Below are 22674 nucleotides of genomic sequence, written 5' to 3' on the forward strand. Positions count from 1 at the left end.
TTCGGCGGCGAACTCACCATCCCCGCACCCGTCGACACCACCATCGACACCACCGAATTCCCGTGAGCGGGGTTCAGCGCCGGGCCAGGTCGGCCGCGCCGACGATGCCCGCCATCGGTCCCATCCTCGCCGGTACCACGACGGCCGCGTCGATCCGCGACCGCGCCGCCAACGCCTCGCGATAGCGTCGCCGCGCGGGCTCCAGCAGCAGGTCACCCGCGTTGATGACGCCGCCACCGATCACGATGACGTCGGGATCGAGGAGTTGCGCGATGTCGGCCAGGGCCTCGCCCAGGTATTCACCGATGTCCTCGAACGCCGCGATCGACACCGGGTCACCGCCGCGCGCGGCCTCGGTCACCATGGGACCGTCGATGGCGTCCACGTCGTTGTCGGCGGCCTTCAACAGGGCGGTCGCCCGGTCGGGGTCCTCGGTCGCGGCCCGCTTGGCGAACCGCACCAGCGCGTTGCCGCTGGCGTACTGCTCCAGGCAGCCGTGCCGCCCGCAACCGCACTCGCGCCCGCCGGGAACCGCGAGGGTGTGACCGAACTCGGCGGCGATGCCGTGGGCTCCCCGCACCAGATTGCCGTCGATGACGATGCCGCCGCCGATGCCGGTGCCGACGGTGAACAGGGCCGCGCTGTCGGCCTCGGCGGCCGCGCCGTAACGGAACTCCGCCCAGGTGGCGACGTTGGCGTCGTTCTCGACCACGATCGGCAGGTCGATGTGCGCGGACAGCAGCTCACGGAGCGGCTCGTCCCGCCACGCCAGGTTCGGCGCGAACTGGACCGTCGAGCGGCTGGCGTCGATCCAGCCCGCCGCGCCGATCCCGACCGCGCCCACCTCGTGTTCACGACGCAGTTCGGCCACCAGGTCGACGATGACACCACGGATGGCCGCCACGTCCGTGGCGGGCGTCGACCGCAGCCGCGACGTGACGACCGTGCCGTCGTCGGCGACCACCCCGCCGAGGACCTTGGTGCCGCCTATGTCGATTCCGATGGTCAGGCTCACGCCAGCTCCTCCACGCGGGTCTTGAGGTTCTTCAGGGCCGAGTCCATGATGATCTTCTCGGCCTTGCGCTTGAACATGCCCAGCATCGGGATGCTCAGATCGACGGTCAACGTGTACTCCACCGTGGACGTACCGTCGGCGTTGCCCGAGATGTCGTACGACCCGACCTGCGACTTCTGCACCGACGACGGCCTGTCGAGCGTCCAACTGATCCGCGACAGGTCGTCGGAGTACTCGTACCGCAGGTCGTAGGCGTCCTTGAGGATCCCGGCGTCCAACTGGAAACGGACGAGGTGGGCGTACCCGTCCTCGAACTCCTCCAGGATCTCGACCTCCTTGACGTCGCCGATCCACTCCGGATAGCGCGCGAAATCGGTGATGACCGCCGTGATGTCCGCAACCGGTGCGGCGATCCGGATCGACTGCTTCGAGGACTCCGCCATGGTCAGGGAGCGTACCCCGCGTCCGGTGCGGCGATCGATCCCGGCGGACCCGTCGGCGGACCCGGCACCGCCGGGCTCACGGGCGCGGTGGAGGCGGTCTCCGTCACGTCCTTCAACCCCCACAGCACCCTGCGCAGGTGTGCCCGGGTCCGTCGCCGGCGCCACCGCGCCCACCACGACGGCCACCGGCGTCCCAGCGGGTCGACCCGCACGAAGGTGTGCAGCACCGCGCCCTCCCCGACCGGTTCCACCCAGACCTCGGTGGTCCCGGTCACCCTCGGACCGGTGACCCGCCACCGCACACCCTCCACACCGCGCTCCTCCGCCACCTCAAGACGCCACTGTGGCCAAAGTCGCGTCCGCAACACCGGGTCGGCGACGCGGAACGCCAGGTCAGCGGGCTCGGCTCGGACGTATGTTTCGATAATGAGATCAAGTTGTGGCACGTCCGTATCTTCTCCAGCTCTATGCAATCGCAGGTGAGGGGCGGTAGCGTTTTCATATAACAGTGTCCGTACCGCGGAGTTTCACGCCGACGACGTCGCCGTGAAACAGTCAATGGAGTCACCCGTGCGCGAATTCGCAGTTCCCCCGGCAGTCGAGATCCCCGACGACCACAACACGACCACCGCCCTGTGGGACAACGCCGCACGGAACCCCGACGGACTGCTGTTCGCGGTGCCGGCGGGTTCGGGCTGGCGTGACGTCACCAACCGCCAGTTCCGCGACGAGGTGACCGCCGTCGCCAAGGGCCTCGCCGCCTCGGGTGTCAAGCCCGGCGACCGGGTCGGACTGATGTCCCGGACCCGCTACGAGTGGAGCGTCCTCGACTACGCGATCTGGACGGCCGGCGCGGTGACCGTGCCGATCTACGACTCCTCCAGTGCCGAACAGATCCGGTGGATCCTGTCGGACTCCGGTGCGGTCGCCTGTATCACCGAACTCCCGCCGCACTCGCGGCTGGTCGAGTCGGTCCAGGACACGATCCCCACCGTCACGCACACCTGGGAGATCGAGGGCGGGGCGCTCGACACCCTCAAGGCCGCCGGTGAGGGCTTCGACGGCGACATCGAGGAACGCCGCCTGTCGGCCAAGGCGTCCGACCTGGCCACGATCGTGTACACCTCCGGCACCACCGGACGCCCCAAGGGGTGTGAACTCACCCACCTCAACCTGGTCGCCGACATCGCCAACGTGCTGCCCAGCGTGTCGTCGATGTTCAACTCCAGCTCCACGACCCTGATGTTCCTCCCGTTGGCGCACGTGCTGGCCCGCATCATCCAGGTCGGTTGCGTCCAGGCGGAGGTCCAGGTCGGCCACATCAGCGACCGCACACAGCTGGTGCAGACGTTGCCGACCTTCCGGCCGACCTTCCTGGTGGCGGTGCCGCGGGTCTTCGAGAAGGTCTACGACGGGGCGCGGCAGAAGGCCGTCGACGGCGGCAAGGGCAAGATCTTCGAGAAGGCGGCGCAGACCGCCATCGACTACAGCAAGTCGCTCGACACCGGCGGGCCGGGCCTGATGCTCAAGCTCAAGCACGCCCTGTTCGACAAGCTCGTCTACGTGAAACTGCGCACCCTGATGGGTGGCCGGTGCGGCTCGGCGATCTCCGGTGGCGCGCCGCTGGGAGAACGGCTCGCGCACTTCTTCCGCGGTGTCGGCGTGACGATCTACGAGGGATACGGCCTGACCGAGACCTCCCCCGTGGTGTCCATCAACCTCGACGACGCGTTGCGGATCGGAACGGTGGGGCGTCCCACGCCCGGCACCTCTATCCGCATCGCCGACGACGGCGAACTGCTGATCAAGGGCCCGCAGATCTTCAAGGGCTACTGGAACAACCCGCAGGCCACCGCCGAGTCCTTCGACGCCGAGGGCTGGTTGAAGTCCGGCGACATCGCCGAGATCGACGCCGACGGCTACCTGAAGATCACGGGCCGCAGCAAGGAGATCATCGTGACCGCCGGCGGCAAGAACGTCGCGCCGGCGCCGCTGGAGGACGTGGTCCGTGCGCACCCGCTGGTGGGCCAGTGCCTGGTGGTGGGCGACGCCAAGCCGTTCATCTCGGCCCTGATCGCACTCGACCACGAGACGCTGCCCGCGTGGCTGGAACGCCACGACCGGCCCGCCGACACCCCGATCTCGGAGCTCACCGAGGACCCGGTGATCCGTGCCGAGATCGAGGCGGTCGTCGCCGAGGCCAACGCGACGGTCTCCAAGGCCGAGTCGATCAAGAAGTTCCGGATCCTGCCCGCCGCCCTGACCGAGGCCACCGGTGAAGTCACTCCCAAGCAGAGCGTGAAGCGCAACGTAGTCTTGGAGAAGTACGCGGCGGAGTTCGAGGCCCTCTACTCCTCGTAGTCGCACGACAACCGGCGGGGAGGCATGGAGAAACGCGACTGGATGAAGGAAGGGTGGCTCGTTCCCGCGTTCGGTCTGCGGGTGCTCGTCTTCGCCTTCACCATCACGCTGGGCTTCCTCAGCGCCGACACGTCCGAGGCGATGTTGTGGGGCGGTCTGCTGCTGATCGCCTCGGTGCCGGGGACGATCGCCGCGGCCCACCCGGTGTTCGGCCGGCTGGGCCGGTTGGCGGAGGTCCTGGTGATCGTGCTGGGCACCCTGTCGCCGGAGGGCTGGTACGGCTGGCTGCTGCCCTACCTGGTGGCGCCCCTCGGGGGCGCGGCCATGTTCGGCGGCCTGCGCGAGGACCGGGTCCGCCCCGACAGCCCGCAGAACGTGTTCGCCCGCTACCCCGGCCTCATCGAGGCCGGGGTGTTGACGGTCATCGCCGCCGCCGCCCTCGGCGGGACGGCCATCTCCGCCGGCGGGAACCTCGGCAGCCCCCGGTACGCGGTGGAGTGTGCCACGGCCGTGTGCTTCGGGGTGCTCGCCGCCGGGACCGGGCACTGGCTCCGGCATCTGCTCAACGCCGGCGTCCCCTCTGGTTCACGGCCGTACGCCGAGGCGACCGCACTGCTCACGCAGTTGCGTGCCGTCACGCGGCAGCTTCCCGGTGGAACGCTGGATCCCGGCGGGATCGCCACCGACATCGTCCACCGGCTGCGAGGCCTGTCCGACGCCGACCGGGCCGCGGTCCTGGTCGCGGGCGGCGGCAACCGCCTGGTCGTGTTGGCCCAGTCCGCGGACGACCGGGTCGACTGGGAGACGTCGCTGCCGGCCAACGCGATGCTCGCCGATTCCTGGGCCGACCAGCAGGCGCACATCGGCGACACGTCGCTGGCCCGCAGCACCACCGGCCCGGTCTCGTCGATGGTGGTGCCGCTGGTGGCGGAACGCCGCACCGTGGGCCTGGCACTGCTGGAGTGCGACGCGCCGGACCGGTTCACCCCCGAGACCGCCGAGGAGGTCGTCACCGGGCTGGGGGCGGCGGCGCTGCGGTTGGAGACCGCGCTGCTGTTCGACGAGGTGCGGTCGATCGCGACCACGGAGGAACGGCAGCGGCTCGCCCGGGAGATCCACGACGGCATCGCGCAGGAACTGGCGATGCTGGGTTACGGCATCGACCACGCGCTCGCGCAGCTCCCCGAGGGGGCCGACGATTCCGGGGCGCAGCTTCAGGAGTTGCGCGACGAGGTGACCCGGCTGGTGACCGAACTGCGGCTGTCGTTGTTCGAGCTGCGCAGCGAGGTCGACCGGTTGGGCGGCCTCACCACCGCCATCGCCGACTACGCCCGCACCGTCGGGGCGTCGGCGGGCCTGCGGGTCCACCTGTCGCTGGACGAGGGCGGGGCGAGACTTCCGGCGGCGACCGAGGCGGAGCTGCTTCGCATCGCGCAGGAGGCGATGACCAACGCGCGCAAGCACGCACGGGCGGAGAACCTGTGGGTGACGTGTGAGATCGACCCGCCGTACGCCCGTATCGAGGTGGCCGACGACGGGAAGGGACTGGACGGCGACGGCGGCGACGGCCGGTACGGTTTGACCATCATGTCCGAACGCGCGGAGCGTATCCGCGGGTCTCTTGAGATACGGCCTCGGAAACCACACGGCACCACGGTCGCGGTGCTGCTCGCGGCATCCGCCCGGCCGGGTAGCGTGTCGTCCGAAGCTGTAAGGGAGTAACAACGATGAATAGCCCCACCAACGAGTCGTCGTCCACGACGGTGTTGATCGTCGACGACCACGACCTGATCCGAAAGGGCCTGCGGCACGCCTTCAGCCGTGACCCGCAGTTCGAGGTGGTCGCCGAGGCCGCCACCGCCGGGGACGGCCTGCGCAAGGCCGCGGCGCTGCAGCCCAACGTCGTCATCATGGATCTGCGCCTGCCCGACGGCTCCGGGCTGGAGGCGACCCGCAAGCTGCGCAAGGCCCACCCCTCGATGGGGATCGTCGTGTTGACCATGTACGCGGGTGACGACCAGCTCTTCGGCGCGTTGGAGGCCGGTGCGAGCGCGTTCGTACCCAAGTCGGCGCCGTCCGACGACGTGGTGTCGGCCGCCCGCCACGCCGCGACCACGCCCAACGCGTTCACCGCCGCCGACCTGGCCGAGGCGATGAAGCGGCGCCTGACGCCGACCGGTCCGCAGTTGTCGCCGCGGGAGGCGCAGGTGTTGAAGCTGCTGGCCGACGGGATGAGCGTCGCGGGGATCGCGAAGCAGTTGTACGTGTCGGAGTCCACCGCCAAGACCCACATCTCGAAGTTGTACGAGAAGCTGGGCGCGGGCAACCGCGCGCAGGCGTTGATGACGGCGTTGAAGCTGGGCCTCCTCGAAGCACCCGACTCCCCGAAGTTCTGAGTCGGTTCGGCGGCCCCCGCCGGGCCGGATCACTCCGGCGGGGTCAGCATCGTCCGCAACCGTTCGGCGAGGGTGGGCCAGGTCCACGCCTCACACATCCACTCCCGTCCCGCCCGTCCCATCCCGGCCGCCGCCTCCGGGTCGGTGAGTAGCGCGGTGAGCCGGTCGGCCAGGGTGGCGGCGTCTCCTCCGGGGACGACGTGACCGGTGTGACCGTCACGCACGGCGGCGGGGGCACCGCCCGAGTCCCCCGCGATGACGGGTAGGCCGGTCGCGGACGCCTCCAGGTAGACGACACCGAGCCCCTCCACGTCCATGCCCGCCCGCCGGGTGCGGCACGGCATCGCGAACACGTCTCCGGCGGCGTAGTGCGCGGGCAGCTCCTCCTGCGGCACCGCCCCCGTGATGGTCACCGCGTCGGTCTGGCCGGTGGCGGCGATGCGACGACGCAGTGCCGACTCGTACGGTCCGCCGCCCACCAGCAGTAGGCGCGCGTCCGGAACCCGCTCGCGGACCCGGGGGAACGCGTCGATCAAGGTGTCCTGCCCCTTCCGGGGCACCAGGCGGGACACGCACACCACGACCGGTGCGTCCCCGAGGCCGTGGCGGGAACGGACGGGTTCACCGTCCACGCCGGGGTGGAACCGTTCGACGTCGATGCCGAAGGTCAACTGCTCCAGCGCGGTCAGTCCGCCGATCGCCGGTGCCAGCCGCCGCCGGGTGTAGTCGGTGAGGTAGGTGACGACGTCGTTGTGGGTGGCGATGCGGCGCAACAGCGCACGGGCACCCGGCAGCATCGCCCAGCCGACCTCGTGGCCGTGGGTGATGGCGACCGCGCGGCGGATCCCGGTGCGTCGCTTCAATCCCGCCGCGAGCAGCCCGAGCGGGGCCGCCGCGCCGAACAGGACGGCGTCGCAGTCGTGCCGACGTGCGATCTCGGCGGCACGGCGCGCCACCCCGGGTGTGGGCAGCAGCATGCCGGTGCGTTCCCTGACCACCGGGAACGGCTGACGGGCGTCGAACCCGGCGGCGCCCTCGGAGGTGGAGCAGTACACCACCAGGTGTTCCACGGGAAGCCGCTCGGCCATGCCGTGCACGAACGACTGGATGCCGCCCTGCCGGGGCGGGAAGTCGTTGGTGACCAGCAACACCCGGGTCATGCGTACTCCTTCGCCATGGCGATGCGTTGTGCGGTCGTGGGGTGGGAGCCGAACAGCCAGTGCAGCACGGTCGGCGGGTCCACGTCGGACAGGTTGGTGGTGGCCAGTCCGGTCTGCATCTCGATGAACGTCTGCGGGTCCCCGGTGAGTTCCAGCGCGTGCTGGTCGGCGCGCATCTCGATCTGCCGCGAGATGACGTTCTGCACCGGGCCCGCCAGCAGGCCCACCACCGCTACGGCCGCGAGGATCAGTCCCGCCGACCGGGGCGAGGTGATGTCGTCCACCCCCGCCCTGCGCAGCAGGCCGCCGGCGCCCGCCAGCACCGCGATGCCGCACGCGGCGGCGGCGACCGCCAGTGCGCCGATGGAGGTGCCCACCCACACGTCCCCGTGTTTTGCGTGTCCGAGTTCGTGGGCGACCACCGAGACCACCTGTTCCCGGGGCGCCTCCAGCAGGGTGTCGTACACCACGATGCGCCGGGTGGGGCCGAGCCCCGACACGTACGCGTTGACGGCGGTGGTGCGGCGGGACGCGTCGGCGACCAGGACGTCGGTGACGGGCAAGCCGTCGCGTTCGGCCATCTCGATCAGCTCGGTCCGCAACGGGCCGTCCGCCATGGGGGTGAACCGGTTGAACAGCGGCTCCACCACGACCGGGTACACCGCCGACATGACGACCACCAGCACACCCGCCGCCGCCGAGGCCCACAGCCACCACAACCGGGGCGACAGCCGCATCAGCCCGTAGAGACCGGCTAGCATGATCGCCGCGGTCACGACGGTGACCCCGTACGATTTCGCGAGGTCGGCGGCCCACGCGCCCCAGGTCTGGGTGGACAGTCCGAAGCGGACCAGGATCGTGTGGCGCCACGCCGACAGCGGCAGGGTGACCAGTTGCGCGGCGAGCACCACGGCGACGCCGCCCAGTACCGCCTCTGCGAGCCAGTGCCCGCCGAACGGCCTGCCGCACCATTCGATGATCCGGGCGCCCAACGGGGTCAGGCCCAGCAGCAACGCCACCGCGAGGCTGAGACCCATCGCGATGTAGGAGCCGGGGCGGGTGGCCGCCGCGAACTCCTTACCCGCCGCCACGGTCTCGGCGGGCAGTCCCGCCACCGCGTCCGCCTGCGCCGCCGCCGAGGGCGGATGCACGTCCCACGGCACCAGGAGGACCCCCGCCAGGACGAGTCCGCCGAGCAGGACCAGCAGCGCGACGGACGCGGGGTGACGAAACATCGAAGCCATCGCTGTATTTTCGATCCCCGCCCCGCCGGTGTCGCGGGTGGGGGGCACGAGACGGCATGATCGGTGGCAGACTTGAGTCATGTCGGTGAAGTACGCACCCGCGACCATCACCGGGAGTGTCGACGCGATCACCTTCCGGCCGGTGCGGCGTGTCTCACCGACGGGGCCGTGACCGGTTCCGCGGGTGATCCACCCGCCGCCCCGCCACCCCCTCCTCCGCCGCCGCCTCCGCCACCGGCCGGGGACGTGCCGCACGACGGTGCCGACGAACCACCGGAGTCGGCGTGGCCGATCCTGATCGACCTCGCCGCCGCCACCCTGTCGGCGATACGGCCCGATGACCTGCCCGGCCAGTTGCGCCGGTTCGCGCGTTTCGCACCCGCCAAACGCGCCAAACCGGCCGGCCCGGCTCTGCGGACGGAACTGTCACGCGACTCGGCGTTCCGGCAGCGGGTGGCCGAACTGGTGACCGGTTCGCTCCCGTTGGCGGCCTCCGTCGCCGAGGGGACCGTCCCCGAGGACGCCGACCCCGTCGAGGTCGCGGCCCTGGCGTTCCTCACCCGTCCGGACGGCTGGACGAGACTGGTCCGCGCCGGTGCGCGCCACCAACGCGAACAGGAGGCCGCCTCCGAGGTCGCCGACCGCATCGCCCGGGCCGAGCAGCATGCCGCCGCCGCCGAGCACGACAGGGCGACGGCCGAACGGGAGGCCGAGAAGCTGCGCGTCGAGTTGACCGAGCTGCGCGGCGAGGTGGAGGAGCTGCGCCACCGGCAACGCGCCGACGCGCGTGAGCTCCGGGAGCTGCGGCGGCGGGAACGCAAGGCCGTGGACGCGTTGTCGGCGGAACGGGGCAGGCTCAGACAGGCCGAGGACAACCACACCGCCGAGGTGAGACGGCTGACCGCCGAGTTGGACGAGACACTGCAATCGCTGGAACGCGCCCGGCGGGGCGCCCGTGACACCAGGTCCCTCAACGACGCGAGGCTGTGGCTGCTGCTGGAGACCATCGGTGGGGCCGCCCAGGGGCTTCGGCGGGAGCTGGCGCTGGAACCGGCGGAACGCCCACCGGCGGAGTTCGTGGCCGACGTCGAGGGCCTGCGTGCCGACCGGCCGGCGTCGGCGTCGGCGCGGGGCCTGGAGGCCGACGACCCGATCAGGTTGGACGAACTGCTCGCGTTGCCGCGCGCGCACCTGATCGTGGACGGTTACAACGTGACCAAGGGTCGCTGGGGAGACCTGACGCTGGAACAACAGCGTGCCCGGCTCACCCGGGGTTTGTCGGGGCTCGCGGCCCAGACCGGGGCGGAGATGACGGTCGTCTACGACGGCGCCGAACGGATGGTCGGGCTGCCGCCCGCGCCACGCGGCGTGCGGGTCCTGTTCAGCCGCAAGGGACAGACCGCCGACGAGGTGATCAGGGCGTTGGTCCGCGCCGAACCGAACGGGCGCCCGGTCGTGGTGATCTCCAGTGACCGCGAGGTGGCCGACGGGACACGACGAAACGGCGCGTATCCGTTGTCGTCGGACACGTTGCGCCGTCGTCTGGAGAGAGCCTGACGCCCGGTCCCGCCGGGCGGGACCGGGTGCGTGGCGTGCGTCAACGGGCGGACCGGAGCAGGTTCCGCAGTTCGATCAGGGAGTGACGGCATCCGTAGGCGATCACCGCGGTGACCACTCCGGTCACCGCCGGGAACTCGACCATCATGCCGCCGAAGGCGACGATCTGGGTCGTCACCGCGCCGATCATCAGCAGGGTCAGGCACAGCGCCGCCAGTCCGGACAGCGGGCGGATCAGCAGACCCAGTGCTCCTGCGACCTCCAGCGCGCCGAGCAGGTAGATGAACCACTCGGCGAAGCCGATCTGGGCGAAGCCCGCGACCGCCTCGGGCGAGGCGGTCAGCTTCGGGAACGCCGAGAACAGGAAGACCGCGGCGGCGAGGCCGCGCAGCACCCACAGTCCGATGTGTCCGATACGGCGGGCGGTCCCCTTGGTGGCGTCGGTCCGGGTGGTCGTGACGGTGGCGGAGGCGGTGTGAGTGGTCATTGTCTCGGTCCCTTCGAGTCGGTTCACTCATACGTCGAACGGGAACCGCCGGGATCGACACGCCTGGGATTTTTCTTCGGATTCTTTTCGGGCTAACGACTCCAGCCACGCCACGTACGCCTCATGCTGCTGCGCGACCGTCGCCAGCAACCCGACGTCGGCAACCGGGGCCAGGGTGTCGACCAGGTCGGCCGTACTCGCCGGGCGGCCGGTGTGCAACAGGTGGATCCGTTCGCCGCCGCCCATGTCGCGCGCCATCCCGCTCGGGTAGGCGTCACGCCGGGCACCCTGCACCGCGGGCAGCCACCCGTCGGTCTCCAGGTCACGCCGCAACGCCACCAACGCCTCGAACAGGTCGGGACCGGTGGACTCCTTGAGCTGTCCCATGCCCTCCAGGCGAAGCCGGTAGGGATCGCGCCCCACCACCCGCAGCGTGGCGAGGCGACGCTCGGTGCCGCGTACCAGCAGCACCGAGACGTCGCCGGAGTCGACGGTCACCGCTCCCGCCACGGCCGGTAGTGCGGGTTCGCCTCACACCGGTCCTCGATGATCGTGAGGGTCTGCCGGTCGACGGGGCAGCCCTTGACGATGAACCGGGTCGCCAGGCCACCCGGGAAGGCGACCTCCGCCTGGTCGGCGTACTTGTGGTCGCGTCCGATGGTGTCGTTCACGTCGATGCCGCCGGGCGCGTCGATGTAGTAGTAGTACGGCGACTTCCACGCCCGGTACAGGTCGTCGCGGTAGGTCGTGCTCACGAACGGCGACGGCTGGTTCTTCAGGACGTAACTGCGCACGTCGTACTGGCCGTCGACGGTGTCCCACGCGGTGAAGCCGGTCTCGAAGATCTCCTGCGGCGCGCGGCGGTCCGCCCGGTACAGCTCGTGGCAGTTCTCCCGGTACTGCGGGTCGGGGGTGATGCGGTCGACGTCCACGTCACGCTGCGCCGCTGCGTACAACGGGTCCGGCCCGGACGGGATCGCCCGGAAGACCTCGCTCGGCAGCGTCACCACGAAGTCGGCACCGCAGCCCGCGTCCTCAAGGGCCTCGATGTCGCGGAAGTTCATCCGCGAGTCGCCGACGATGACGGCCGCCCGGCCGGTCGCGGCGTCGGTGACGACCGTCCCGTCGGTCATCTCCACCCGCGGCGCGGCGGTGGCCGGTGGCGCGGTGACGACCAGCGCCCCCGCCGCGACGATCGCCGTCGCGGACCAGCGCGCGACGCTTCGCACGATTCCCATGATTCTCCCCGTATCCGTCAGTCCTACATGGCTGGAGAGAATCTACCGATCCCGGAGGCGTGTCCCGGGTATGGCGCGCCCGAAAGGAGTCCGGCATGTCGCGCCGCCGTCGGCGGGCCGGCGACGCGACACGGCCGGCCGGTCGTCCACGTGTCCGTGACGCGACCGACCGGCCCGCTTCACCGCAGGCGGCCCGCCGACACGGCCAGTCGGCGACCCCGGAACACGTCGGTGAAGGCGGCGTCGTGGGACACCACCACCAGGGCTCCGGTGAACCGGTCCAACGCCTCCTCCAGTTCCGCTACCAGCGCCGGTGACAGGTGGTTGGTCGGTTCGTCGAGCACCAGCAGACGCGCCGGACGCGACACCAGTTTCGCCAGTTCGAGCCTGCGGCGCTGCCCGACCGACAGGGCCGCCACCGGCCTGTCCAGGTCGGCCTCGGCCAGCAGGCCGAGCGAACGCAACCGGTCGGCGTGTGCGTCGGCGGGTCCGGGAAGTCCGGCGGCGAACTCCTCCGTCACGGTCCTGGTGGTGGGTGCGGCGGGCAGTTCCTGACGCAGGTAGCCGATGTGCTCGGGACGGGTGACCGTGCCGGTGTCCGGGGTCAGGTCCCCGGCGAGCACCCGCAGCAGGGTGGTCTTCCCGGCACCGTTGGGCCCGGTGACGAGCAACCGGTCGCCGCCGCCGACGCGCAACCCGTCCACCACGAGGCGGTCTCCGACCCGGACACCGTCCAGGGTGGCCACCGGGCCGGCCGCCTCCTCCACGGTGTCCGCGGCGAATTCGCCGGAGAACCGCAGCGGCTCCGGCGGTTCGGGTACCGGGTCCTCCCGGAGCCGCCGAAGCCGCTCATGGGCCTGCCTGACCACTGCGGACAGTCCGGTCTCGTGCGACCTGCGGTGACCGGCGGTACGGGGACGCGTGTCGGACCGCACCTTCGACGCCAGCCTCGACGCGCCGGTCTCGGTGGCGGCGCTCTGCCGGGCGACCTCGGCGCGCCAGTCGCGGTACTCCTGCTCCCAGCGCCGTCGCGCCGCGGCCTTCGCCGACAGGTAGCCGTCCCAGCCGTCGCCGTATCGGCGCACCGTCCGCCGGTCCGCGTCGACCTCCAATATGGCCTCGGCGAAGCCGGCCAGGAACCGCCGGTCGTGCGTGACGGCCACGACGGTGCCACGGTGGTCGCGGAGCCGGCGCGCCAGCCAGCCGACCGCCGCGGCGTCCAGGTGGTTGGTGGGTTCGTCGAGCAGGATCAGCTCCGGATCCGCCGCCAACACCGCCGCCAGACCGAGCCTCGACTGCTCACCGCCGGAGAGGGTGCCGATGCGGCGGTCGTTCCCGATGTGGGCGACGCCCAACGCCTGGACGGCGGTCGCCAACCGGGACTCGGTCCGGTATCCGCCGCGCTGCTCGTACTCGGTGAGGAGATCACCGTATTCGGCGAGCGCGTCGTCATCGGCGTCGGCGAGTCCCCGCTCCGCCTCCCCGATCCGGCGTTCCAGGGCGCGCAGGTCCGCGAAGGCCAGGTCGATCGCGTCGGCGACGGTGGCGTCGTCGGGCAGCAGGAGGGTCTGGGCCGCGTGACCGATACCGCCTGCCGCCATCACCGTGATGTCGCCGCCGTCGGCCGACTCGGTTCCGGCGAGCAGCCGCAACAGGGTGGACTTGCCGGACCCGTTCTCGCCGACCACGGCGAGCTTCTCACCGTGGGGAACCGTCAACGACACCCGGTCGAGGACCGGCGGGCCGTCATAGGACTTCGTCACCTCCGTCAACGCGATCTGCGAGACGGTGGCGGTAGGGGAGAGGACGTGGTTCATGTGGGCCTCCACAGGTCGATGGGAAGAGGAGGCCGTTCGAGGCGGCGCGGGACGCGGGCTGCCGATCACGGGATCAGGATGCTTGCCAGGCGCGGCGTCGGCCGGAACGGCCATTGCGACACACGGTGAGGCGCCTGTCGGGACACGACGCGGCTCGCCCGGAAGCGGGCGGCGGCGTACGCGCGGGAAATCAGAGGAGCCGGACGGCCGGTTCGGACGAACCGACGGCTCTGCGACAGGCGACTAGTGGAACCGTGGCCTGGCGATCGTGTCTATCGCACCCATGCCGACCACCATACAAGACGCGACGTCTCGCCGGCAACCCGCCGTCGACCGGATCACACTCCGCCCGATCGGCACCGCGAATCCCGGCGGCCCGGGGCGCCGAGTCCCGCGGCCTCCGCAGGGCCCGCCCGCAGCTCCGACCGTCGCGGCCTCCCCACCTGAAGGCCGGCTGAATAACCGATTGACACCATTTCATACGTTTTGCAACACTTCGTTCCATCGGGGTGGTTTGCCCCCGGTCGGGGTGGGGAGTGTAGGGCGCCCGCATCCGCATCCACCCATCCGGTCTCGGGTGTGCAGAGTCATCCCCCGAGACCGGATGCGGCGGTCAGGGCGCCAGCTTCGTCAAGCCGTCGTTGACCACGTCGATCAGGACGTTCCCCAGCATCTCCGGCGCCGGCGCATCGTGCTCCTCGCCGTAGTTGACGCCGATCTCGGCCATACCGGAGACGTTCCCGTTGCGGAAGGCGAGTATCACGCTCAACACGTTGTTCTCCGTCTTGGTGTGGACCTCCGCCTGGTCTCCGATGTCGAGGTCGGTCAAGTGCGCGTAACCGGGGTAGGACTCCCAGATCCGGTCGTACTCGCCCTGGACGTTCTCGGGGTCGAGGACGCCGAAGTCGACATAGAAGATCCCGGTCGGTCGCGTATCCCGGTACTCCACGGTGCTGCGCATCTGCGCGTTGCACGACACCCAGCCGCGGCCCCCGCCCCGATCGTCCATCCCCGGTTCCTTCAACCCCTCGAACGGCAACACCGCGTTCACGCCGGACAGGTCGAGGGTGGCGCACAGGTCGTACCCGGCGGGAAAGTCGAAGACGTACTCGACACCGGTCGGCGCGGGCGGCAGCTCCGGGTCGTACTCGGCGGGGAACTCGTAGGGCTCGCCGCCCGCGAGCATGTCGGAGCCGCCGAAGCCGAAGAACCACACGCCCGCACCGCCCAGGCACATGACACCCAGCAACCCGGCGACCAACACCAGGATCAGGGCGGTGTTGGTCTTCTTCGGCGGCGAGGGCATCGGCGGAGGGCGGTGTCCGCCGGGTGGGGGAACGAACGCGCCGGGCGCTCCGGGCGGCGGACCGTACGACGGTGGCGGCGGCCCGGCCCCCATCACCGGCGGCGCCGTCGCCGGGTCGTAGGCGGACGGGAAGCCGTCGGAGGGGCCACCGAACTGATGATGTGAAGGAGGTTGAGACACGTTGAACCCGTCGGTCGGAGGTAGGAGTCCCGAACGTATCGACGAGCCGACCGAATCATGCACGATTTGACGCGCCACACTCGTGCACGCCGCCGCCGCGACGCCAGAGCCGCCGGAACCCGCCTACCGGAGACCGGCGATCGGGTGTCCTACCCTGATGTGCCACGGGGGACGGGGGCGGCCATGACGGCCACGAAGGACGACGGAGAGCCCGGGAACGACACCGGCGACACCACCGGGCCGGATGCCGCCGCGGCGCCCGTCCGGCGTGAGCCGTGGCGCACCGTCGGCACGCCACGTGTCCGGCGGGGCCAACGGTTGTGGGTGTGGCCGACGGTCATGGTGGCTGTAGCGGTACTGCTCAGTGCCGCCCTGCCCGTTGTGGACGCCCTCGTTCCGCAGTCGTTCAAGTCCGAGGTCTCGATACCCCGCGACCCCGGTGTGACCGCCAGCCGGTTGGGCGCGGTCGCGGGCGGCACGATCTCCTTCACCGGTTTCGTCTTCACGATCGTGATGCTCACCGTCCAGTTCGGTACGAGTTCGCTGTCGGCGCGGCTCATCCCGTTCTTCCAGCGCGACCGGGTCGTCCGGCTGGCGCTGGGTGTCTTCCCCGCCACGTTCGTCTACACGGTCCTGATCGCCATCGAGATCGGCGCCGACAACAACCGGGAGTTCCCCAGCATCAGTGTCGGCTTCGCGACCTTCCTGTCGGTCGTGAGTGTTCTCGTGTTCCTGCTGCTGGTGCAGCGCATCGCCGACATGATGCGGCCGCCGCGGCTGTTCCGGCAGGTGACGATCGCGGCGGAGGGCGCCGTCCGCCGGTTCCACGGGTCTGGGGCGGACGGTTCACCGGACGGCCTCGCCGCACCACCCGACGGGGTGGTCCACAACGGGACGGACTTCGGGACGTTGACCGGGGTGGACGTCCGGGGTCTGCGCCGGTTCGCCGCCCGGCACCGCGTCGGGATAACCGTCGTGCCCCGGCTCGGCGACTTCGTGTACCCCGGAGCCCCGTTGTGCCGGATACACGGCACCGCCACGAGAATCCGTGGTGACGCCGTCGCCCGTCGGCTGCGCATCGGTGAGGAACGGCGCCTGCGCCACGATCCGGCGTTCTGCCTTCTCGTCCTCTCGAACGTCGCGGTCAAGGCGATGTCGGCGGCCGTGAACGACCCGACGACGGCGGTGCAGGCGATGGACCACATCGAGACGCTGCTGGTACGGCTCGTCGCGGCACGACCCGGCCCGGTCGTGTACACCGCGGGTGCCGGCCGCGTCGCGGTCGGTGCCCCCGACTGGCCCGGCTATCTCGCCATCGGCACCGACGAACTGCGGCACTGCGCGGCCTCCTCGCCGGAGGCGAGCCGCAGGCTCCACCTGCTGCTCACCCGCGTGGAGACCGTCGCGCCACCCGAGTACCGGCAGGCGGCCCGGGAACGCATCGACGCCCTGCACCGTCAAGGCGGTCACGTGTGGACCGAGTTGGACGCCGCCCACGTGGCGGCGCCCGACACCCGTTTCGACGGACCGTTCGGGTCAGGCGGCTGACTGCCGCCACCGCGGGTCACGACCCGCGAGGCCCAACAGCCGGTCGAACGCCGGAGCCGAGTCCGGTACCGGCACCTCGGCACCGAACGCGCCCATCTGCCGGCCGGTCGGCGCCAACTCCGTCAGCACCGCCGACAGGTCCGTCACCGTGGCGTCGTCCACCCGCACCTCCTGCCCGGTCGCGACCGCGAGGTCCCAGCCGTGGACGACCAGGTCGAGAACGGGCATCCGGGCCACCACCCGGCGGGGCATGCCCATGCTCGACCTGTCGAAGGTCATCGCCTCAGGCGCCGACCAGGCCGCGACGAGCCGGTCGACGGCCGCGTTCAAACCGGTGCGCCATTCACCGTGGACCCGGTGCGGCGGTGTCGCGGCGAACGACATGTCCTCGCCTCGCGCCGCCTTCTCGAACTCCACGGCCACCTCGTACAGGTGGTCGAGAAGTCCGGCGACGTCGTAACCGGGGCACGGTGTCGCCGCCGTCAACCGCTCGTCGGGGATGCCGTCGATCACCGGCACGGCGGTGGCGGCGGCGGATGCGTACAGCTCGGCGATCTGGGATTCGGTCATCCGCCGAGGTTAACCGGGAGCGCGGCACGCCTCTTGAAGAAAACCGTCACCGGCGGGTCCTATCATCGGCCGGTGAGGCATCCCAGGAAGGACGACCGGGGCATCCTGGCGGCGGCTCGGCTACGTGACAAGGTGCGGTTCCGCCGGTTTCCGGCGACCGGGCCGCTGGACGTGCTCGTCGAACACTTCTGGCTGATCGACTGGGATCTCGCCGCGCCCCACGAGCAGCACGTGGTGCCGCATCCGTGCGTCAACCTGGCCTGGATGAACGACGCCCCCGCGCTGGTTCACGGCGTGGAGCACCGGCTGTCGTCGGTGAAACTCCTCGGCCGTGGCCGGGTGTTCGGTGTGCAGTTCCGGCCGGGCGGTTTCCGGCCCTTCGTCGACCGGCCGGTGTCGGACTTCACCGACGAGGCGGTGCCCGTCGCCGAGGTGCTGGGACCGGTGGACCGGGAGTACGAGGAGATACTGCGCCACGGCACCGACGACGACGCCCGCGTCGCGGCCGCCACCGAGTACCTCGTGCGGCGTCACCGGGAACCCGAACCGGCGAACCTGCTGGCGATGCGGTTGGCGAACCTGGTCAGGACCGACCGGACACTACTGCGGGTGGATCGGCTCGCGGAGGTCGCCGACATGTCGGAACGCGCGCTCCAGCGGCTGTTCGGGGAGTACATCGGGGTGAATCCCAAGTGGGTGATCCGGCGGTACCGGATCCACGAGGCGATCACGCAGGCCACCACCGGGACGAACTGGGCGCGGCTGGCGGCGGCGCTGGGGTACTCCGATCAGGCGCACCTGGCCAGGGATTTCCAACAGACGACGGGCATGTCCCCCACCGAGTACGCCCGGTGGGTCGGCGAACCCGGGTGAACGGGGCCGGTGCCGGGCGGAGCGCGTGGGTGCCGGGTACCGGGTCTCGGCACCCACGCTCGCCGGGTCAGTCGGCGTCGAGGTCGTGCACGGCGTCGAGCACTCCCCTGTGGAACGTGGGGTAGGCGTAGATCATGTCGCGGAGTGTGTCGATCGGGACCTTCGCCTTGACCGCCAACGTCAGCATCGACAACACCTCACCGCCGCAGGGCCCGACGGAGGTCGCCCCCACCAGCACTCCCGCGTCCGCGTCGGCGACCAGTTTGATCAGGCCGGCGTTGCCCGCCTTGTGGATCCAGCCGCGCGACGTCTCGGGGACCCTGGCCGTACCGGTCCTCACCCGGATGTCGGCGGCGTGGGCCTGCGCCTCGGTCATGCCGACCGAACCCACCTCGGGGTCGGTGAAGGTGACACGGGGCAACGCCCGGTAGTCGGCCGACGGGCCGCCCTGCCCGAGGATGTCACGTACCGCGATGTCGGCCTGGTACATCGCGACGTGTGTGAACGCGCCGCGCCCGGTGACGTCCCCGACCGCCCACAGACCGTCGCCCGCGCGCATCCACTCGTCGACCGGAATCGACGACGCCGACGGGTCGAGCCCCGCCTTGTCGACGCCGAGCGGACCGAGCTTGGCCTTCCGGCCGACGCTGACCAGCAGCGCCTCACCGATCAGCCTGCGGCCGTCCTCGATCGTGACGGTGAACCGGCCCTCGCCGTGGGACACCGCGGTGGCCTTCGCACCCGTGTGGACGTGGACGCCGTCGGCGGCCAGGACGTCCTGCACCAGGGCCGAGGACTCCGGTTCCTCGTTGGACATGATGCGGTCGGAGGCCTCGATGACGTTGACCTCCACGCCGAAACGGTTCCACGCCTGGGCCAGTTCGAGGCCGATGGCCCCGCCGCCCAACACCAGGAGCGAATCCGGCAGCGTGTCGGCCTCGACCAGTTCCCGATTCGTCCAGTAGGGAGTGTCGGCGAGGCCGTCGATCGGCGGTATCACCGGTGCCGATCCGGTACCGAACACCACGCCCCTGCGCGCCCGGTACACCTGGTCGCCCACCGTCACCTCGTTGGGGCTGGTGAGCGTGGCCCACCCGCGCACGAATCTCCCGCCCTTGTCGGTGAACCGTTTGACGGCGACGGTGTCGTCCCAGTTGTCGGTGGCCTCGTCGCGGATGCGGCGGGCGACCGGAGTCCAGTCCGGGATCGCGTGGGCGCGCCCGGCCATCCCGTCGACCCTGGCGGTCTCGGCGAGCAGGTCGGCGGCCCGGATCATCATCTTGCTGGGGATGCACGCCCAGTACGGGCATTCGCCTCCCACCAGTTTCCCCTCGACGCCCACGACATCGAGGCCGGCGCCGGCCAACCGCCCGGCGACCTCCTCACCGCCGACCCCGAGCCCCACCACGACGACATCGACTTCCTCGGTCACGGCGAACGTCCCTCTCGAATCGTTGTGAACACTGGTGCGATCGCTGACTTCCGACGCTACCGTAATCACGTGGTGAAGTCCGACAAGTCGGTGTCGCGGCGGAGTGCCCGGATACGGTGAATCGTCCGTCCTTAGAGGCCGGTCGGAGAAGGCGCCGCCATTTATCGAATAGCGGTTCGGGCGGTCGCCGGAACACATCCCGCAGGACCGCGGGGAACGGTCGTTTCGGTTGGTAAACCAGGGGTTTCGCCCGCGCGGCCGATGCCCGGGACGGGGCGACGATCCAGACGCCCGATGCGGGTGACCTGCCAGGCCGGGATCGAGGAGCGCTGACGGGGCGATACGAAGCCCCCACGGCAAGCGGTTGATCAGCGACGACTCCACTGCGCAACTGTCAGGAACCGGACACTCGATTTGGCACATTCCGAATCGTCACGCCGCAGGGAATGCACGGCATTCCGGCCGAAACGCACATCATCGGCGGCGATATGTCACACATTTCATTCCCGAATGTGTTCAACCGCGAGAGTCGCGTAATAACCACGCTACTACAAAATGCATGTGCCGTCGATTAATGCGCGAATACCGCTCCCCCACCGCACGTTCGGCCGCCCGAGGCCCCGAACCCCCTTCCGCGGCGGACCGCCGCCCGCGCCAGACACCACACCGCAGGCGCACCCGTGGCCTCCACCGGTTGCGGTAGCCCAAGACCGACAACCGCAGGATTCCGCACCGCGTCCGGTGCCATCGCCGCCATCTCCTGCCCGAGCACCGGCCTCTGCCCGCCCACGGTCGCGAGCGGCATCGCCAAGTTCATCGCAGACGTACTCGACGGCCGCTTCCCATCACCGCGACTTCATCCACGCCACCTCTGCCGCCAGGAGTAGCCGTCACGACACCACAGGATTCGGGTTCGGTAAGCCACCGAACCCGCCCCGGCCTCAGATTCGCGACAAAGCCGGTTCGTCATTTCCGCTTCCGCCACAGTCCTGAATGGCGACGGTAGTGCGGGGCGATCAAGAACTTCGGACGATTGAACACCACGATCGCCGCCGGAAGCACGAAGAGGAGCACCACACCGAACCCGAAGATGACGAACGATACCGATCTGCCGATCGCGTTCTCTACAACGATGTTCTGAAAGAGGAGAACACCTGCGGCTCCCAGGATGATGAGACTCGCAGCGACGACGAAAGCCACACCCGATCGGGCCAGCCCCGCCGAGGCGCGACCTCGGCCGAGGATCATCTCTGCGCTCATCCTGTCATTCCGAACCGCCTCAGCCCGCCCTCTCCAGTGTTGCGGGACCACGACGAGCCAGAGCAACGCGACAAATGCCGCCATCCCCGCGATGATGAGAATCGTCTTGACCATAGAACCGCTCACCATTCGTTCATGACTTCGCCGGCGTCATCCGGGCGCCGAAGACCGAAACTCCATGATGACTCCAGCCAGAGCAACGGACACAGACGCCGCCCTACGAACTGTTCGCCGCCCGAGCCGCGATACCGTGGTGGTTCAATGCCGACCGGATCGGTGCGTTCCCGGCGTATCAGTGCAAGAAGTGGCGTTCGCAGCGCGACGGCACAATTCCGGCCACGGCGTTCAACCGTCGAGGCCCGCCACGATCGCCTCCCACCACGCTTCGTCCCGCCCTGGTTCTCGTTGCACACGCCCCTTGGGTGAGACGGAACCGCCCATTGCCGAAGCAACCACGGCCCCCTGAAAGGCACGCTCCGACAAGACCAGTTCGCTCAGCATGTGAGGGCGTATGCCATCCCCGCAACGCAATGAACCTCTGCCTACCCAATGCCTCGCCGTGTCACCGAAATCGCTGGCCGCCACATATGCGAGCCAACAACCAGACCCGGAAAGAGTCGCTGCCAGTAGTCATGTTCGCCGATTCATTATCCCCGCCTGTCCCCGAAACCGTGGTGGGATCAAAAAGCGTGGGCGGTTGAAAAGGGTGATGAGGATTGGGAGCAGGACGAACATCAGAGCACTGATACAAAGCGCACCAACGATCATCAGTCGGGCGATGTCGAGCCACTTTCCGTGGAGCAGCGACTCCACAACAATGCCGACGGCGGCCGTGAACAGTATCATCGAAGCTGCGAACGTCATTCCTACGGTCGAACGAACAATTCCTCGAGCAATACCACCTCCTCCGAACATCCGCCGCTCAATCACCTCGTCGGTAAGGAGCCCTTTTCTATCTCCACGCCAGTGATGCGGAATGACGACCACCCAGATTGCAAGTACCATCATGCCAAAGACTGCTATAACAGCCAGCTTGTCACTCAAATCGACCTCGCCGTCGGAGGGCTCGCCGCCGCTCGACTACCGGCAACGCGACCGCAAAGAGCAGGTTCCCGGCCGACACGGCGATCAAGGCGTACCAGGACGTGAACGCCAGGAAGAAGAGTTGCAACCCGCTACCGAGTGCGATGAACCCGACCATGATGATCACCGTCCACACCGAGAGCGGCACGAAACGGGTGAACGTGTAAGTGAGGCTCAACGGGAGGATCGCACCCACCATCATCGGTGTCACGAGATAGAGCAGGACCGCGAGCAGCAGATTCCACAGCTCCTCAGCCGAGATGGTGCTACCCGAGAGGTCACGGGAGATCCGCGTCAACTCCAGGCCGATGGCGAACGCGACGACGGTGATCACCGCGTACATCGAGGACCAGCGAAGGAGGAAACCCGGAAGTCCGAGCAGGCCCGGTGGGCGCCCCGCGTCGAAGGGATCGTCCTCAACGACCCAGGAGTCCGGATCGTCCACCACAGAACCGAACCGGAACCGGCGATGACCACCGACCTCGAACCGCGGATCCACCCGGTCCTCCGACGCCTCGTCACGCACATCGCCACGGTCGCCCACAACCCCATCGCCTACACGCATAAGCCCTCCAGCGCCGCAAGGAATCGGGATGTCGGCATGGCCGGTTCCTGTCTTCTCCGGCACGTGACGCGCACGTGTGGGGGCATGGGAGATGTGGGCCTCGTGCCGGGAGATCCGTGTCGGTAGAGAATGTAAACGA

At 69.7% G+C, this 22674-nt stretch carries 21 protein-coding genes; 6 read left to right on the forward strand and 15 right to left on the reverse strand.

The features are described from left to right. Positions 1–73: 73 nt before the first annotated feature. Genes LX16_RS00155 through LX16_RS00165 form a run of 3 tightly spaced genes read right to left on the reverse strand, consistent with a single transcriptional unit; the run spans position 74 to position 1904 of the window. Positions 74–1015: an ROK family glucokinase gene (locus LX16_RS00155; protein ID WP_147131166.1), complete on the reverse strand. Its 942-nt coding sequence runs from the start codon at positions 1013–1015 to the stop codon at positions 74–76. Beyond that, the gene (locus tag LX16_RS00160; protein ID WP_147131169.1) at positions 1012–1458 is read right to left on the reverse strand and encodes an SRPBCC family protein; all 447 of its coding nucleotides are present in this window, start codon (positions 1456–1458) and stop codon (positions 1012–1014) included. Before LX16_RS00160 ends, LX16_RS00155 begins: the two co-directional genes overlap by 4 nt. A 2-nt stretch (positions 1459–1460) precedes the next feature. Then, positions 1461–1904, reverse strand: a complete 444-nt coding sequence (locus LX16_RS00165) for a polyketide cyclase / dehydrase and lipid transport (RefSeq protein ID WP_147131172.1) — start codon at positions 1902–1904, stop codon at positions 1461–1463. Positions 1905–2028: 124 nt separating this feature from the next. Between LX16_RS00165 and LX16_RS00170 the strand changes: the two genes are divergently transcribed. The 3 genes from LX16_RS00170 to LX16_RS00180 are packed head-to-tail and all read left to right on the forward strand — an operon-like array spanning position 2029 to position 6215. Continuing rightward, on the forward strand, positions 2029–3819 hold the full coding sequence (locus LX16_RS00170; protein ID WP_147131175.1) for an AMP-dependent synthetase/ligase: 1791 nt from the start codon (positions 2029–2031) through the stop codon (positions 3817–3819). 24 nt (positions 3820–3843) lie between these two features. Then, positions 3844–5541 carry a sensor histidine kinase gene (locus LX16_RS00175; protein ID WP_147131178.1) on the forward strand — a complete coding sequence of 566 codons (1698 nt, stop codon included), beginning with the start codon at positions 3844–3846 and terminating at the stop codon, positions 5539–5541. A gap of 5 nt (positions 5542–5546) precedes the next feature. Continuing rightward, positions 5547–6215 (forward strand): response regulator transcription factor, encoded by a 669-nt coding sequence (locus LX16_RS00180; protein WP_147131181.1) that lies wholly within the window; start codon positions 5547–5549, stop codon positions 6213–6215. Between the two features lie 29 nt (positions 6216–6244). On the opposite strand, the gene LX16_RS00185 is transcribed toward LX16_RS00180, so the two are convergent. Together LX16_RS00185 and LX16_RS00190 are read right to left on the reverse strand one after the other, a co-directional pair. Then, positions 6245–7375: a glycosyltransferase family 4 protein gene (locus tag LX16_RS00185; protein WP_147131184.1), complete on the reverse strand. Its 1131-nt coding sequence runs from the start codon at positions 7373–7375 to the stop codon at positions 6245–6247. Next, positions 7372–8619 carry a M48 family metallopeptidase gene (locus LX16_RS00190; protein ID WP_147131187.1) on the reverse strand — a complete coding sequence of 416 codons (1248 nt, stop codon included), beginning with the start codon at positions 8617–8619 and terminating at the stop codon, positions 7372–7374. The genes LX16_RS00185 and LX16_RS00190 overlap by 4 nt, the downstream gene beginning before the upstream one ends. A gap of 168 nt (positions 8620–8787) precedes the next feature. Between LX16_RS00190 and LX16_RS00195 the strand changes: the two genes are divergently transcribed. Next, the gene (locus tag LX16_RS00195; protein WP_244615616.1) at positions 8788–10176 is read left to right on the forward strand and encodes an NYN domain-containing protein; all 1389 of its coding nucleotides are present in this window, start codon (positions 8788–8790) and stop codon (positions 10174–10176) included. Positions 10177–10216: 40 nt separating this feature from the next. On the opposite strand, the gene LX16_RS00200 is transcribed toward LX16_RS00195, so the two are convergent. The 5 genes from LX16_RS00200 to LX16_RS00220 all read right to left on the reverse strand — a co-directional run bounded on the left by LX16_RS00200 (position 10217) and on the right by LX16_RS00220 (position 15024). Next, positions 10217–10663 carry a DoxX family protein gene (locus tag LX16_RS00200; RefSeq protein ID WP_147131192.1) on the reverse strand — a complete coding sequence of 149 codons (447 nt, stop codon included), beginning with the start codon at positions 10661–10663 and terminating at the stop codon, positions 10217–10219. A 27-nt stretch (positions 10664–10690) separates the two neighbouring features. Beyond that, entirely contained in the window at positions 10691–11161 is a 471-nt protein-coding gene (locus LX16_RS00205) for a hypothetical protein (RefSeq protein WP_211354202.1), read from the reverse strand. Beyond that, positions 11158–11841 (reverse strand): scabin-related ADP-ribosyltransferase, encoded by a 684-nt coding sequence (locus LX16_RS27830; RefSeq protein WP_425304405.1) that lies wholly within the window; start codon positions 11839–11841, stop codon positions 11158–11160. Before LX16_RS27830 ends, LX16_RS00205 begins: the two co-directional genes overlap by 4 nt. 239 nt (positions 11842–12080) lie before the next feature. Continuing rightward, positions 12081–13718 (reverse strand): ABC-F family ATP-binding cassette domain-containing protein, encoded by a 1638-nt coding sequence (locus LX16_RS00215; RefSeq protein ID WP_147131194.1) that lies wholly within the window; start codon positions 13716–13718, stop codon positions 12081–12083. 613 nt (positions 13719–14331) lie between these two features. Further along, positions 14332–15024 (reverse strand): hypothetical protein, encoded by a 693-nt coding sequence (locus tag LX16_RS00220; RefSeq protein WP_147131197.1) that lies wholly within the window; start codon positions 15022–15024, stop codon positions 14332–14334. A gap of 363 nt (positions 15025–15387) precedes the next feature. On the opposite strand from LX16_RS00220, the gene LX16_RS00225 reads away from it, so the two are divergent. After that, entirely contained in the window at positions 15388–16752 is a 1365-nt protein-coding gene (locus LX16_RS00225; protein ID WP_158645435.1) for a DUF2254 domain-containing protein, read from the forward strand. Here LX16_RS00225 and LX16_RS00230 read toward each other — a convergent pair. After that, on the reverse strand, positions 16741–17322 hold the full coding sequence (locus tag LX16_RS00230) for a TIGR03086 family metal-binding protein (RefSeq protein WP_147131203.1): 582 nt from the start codon (positions 17320–17322) through the stop codon (positions 16741–16743). The genes LX16_RS00225 and LX16_RS00230 overlap by 12 nt on opposite strands. A gap of 72 nt (positions 17323–17394) precedes the next feature. On the opposite strand from LX16_RS00230, the gene LX16_RS00235 reads away from it, so the two are divergent. Continuing rightward, positions 17395–18195 (forward strand): helix-turn-helix domain-containing protein, encoded by an 801-nt coding sequence (locus LX16_RS00235; protein ID WP_147131206.1) that lies wholly within the window; start codon positions 17395–17397, stop codon positions 18193–18195. 67 nt (positions 18196–18262) lie between these two features. Here the strand turns inward: LX16_RS00235 and LX16_RS00240 are convergent, their stop codons facing one another. The 4 genes from LX16_RS00240 to LX16_RS00255 form a co-directional block, all read right to left on the reverse strand. Further along, positions 18263–19627 (reverse strand): dihydrolipoyl dehydrogenase family protein, encoded by a 1365-nt coding sequence (locus LX16_RS00240; protein WP_147131209.1) that lies wholly within the window; start codon positions 19625–19627, stop codon positions 18263–18265. Positions 19628–20593: 966 nt separating this feature from the next. Further along, the gene (locus LX16_RS00245) at positions 20594–21001 is read right to left on the reverse strand and encodes a hypothetical protein (RefSeq protein WP_147131211.1); all 408 of its coding nucleotides are present in this window, start codon (positions 20999–21001) and stop codon (positions 20594–20596) included. Positions 21002–21517: 516 nt separating this feature from the next. Continuing rightward, positions 21518–21931, reverse strand: a complete 414-nt coding sequence (locus LX16_RS00250; RefSeq protein WP_147131214.1) for a hypothetical protein — start codon at positions 21929–21931, stop codon at positions 21518–21520. Continuing rightward, positions 21924–22598, reverse strand: a complete 675-nt coding sequence (locus LX16_RS00255) for a hypothetical protein (protein ID WP_147131219.1) — start codon at positions 22596–22598, stop codon at positions 21924–21926. The genes LX16_RS00250 and LX16_RS00255 overlap by 8 nt, the downstream gene beginning before the upstream one ends. Positions 22599–22674 lie beyond the last annotated feature (76 nt).

The organism is Stackebrandtia albiflava (genome assembly GCF_007994225.1).
GTDB lineage: Bacteria > Actinomycetota > Actinomycetes > Mycobacteriales > Micromonosporaceae > Stackebrandtia > Stackebrandtia albiflava.

Coding starts and splice junctions, on each gene's coding strand:
- LX16_RS00160 (WP_147131169.1), bottom strand. CDS start 1,458: ATGGCGGAGTCCTCGAAGCAGTCGATCCGGATCGCCGCACCGGTTGCG.
- LX16_RS00175 (WP_147131178.1), top strand. CDS start 3,844: ATGGAGAAACGCGACTGGATGAAGGAAGGGTGGCTCGTTCCCGCGTTC.
- LX16_RS00180 (WP_147131181.1), top strand. CDS start 5,547: ATGAATAGCCCCACCAACGAGTCGTCGTCCACGACGGTGTTGATCGTC.
- LX16_RS00185 (WP_147131184.1), bottom strand. CDS start 7,375: ATGACCCGGGTGTTGCTGGTCACCAACGACTTCCCGCCCCGGCAGGGC.
- LX16_RS00190 (WP_147131187.1), bottom strand. CDS start 8,619: ATGGCTTCGATGTTTCGTCACCCCGCGTCCGTCGCGCTGCTGGTCCTG.
- LX16_RS00200 (WP_147131192.1), bottom strand. CDS start 10,663: ATGACCACTCACACCGCCTCCGCCACCGTCACGACCACCCGGACCGAC.
- LX16_RS00215 (WP_147131194.1), bottom strand. CDS start 13,718: ATGAACCACGTCCTCTCCCCTACCGCCACCGTCTCGCAGATCGCGTTG.
- LX16_RS00220 (WP_147131197.1), bottom strand. CDS start 15,024: ATGCCCTCGCCGCCGAAGAAGACCAACACCGCCCTGATCCTGGTGTTG.
- LX16_RS00225 (WP_158645435.1), top strand. CDS start 15,388: ATGACGGCCACGAAGGACGACGGAGAGCCCGGGAACGACACCGGCGAC.
- LX16_RS00230 (WP_147131203.1), bottom strand. CDS start 17,322: ATGACCGAATCCCAGATCGCCGAGCTGTACGCATCCGCCGCCGCCACC.
- LX16_RS00245 (WP_147131211.1), bottom strand. CDS start 21,001: ATGGTCAAGACGATTCTCATCATCGCGGGGATGGCGGCATTTGTCGCG.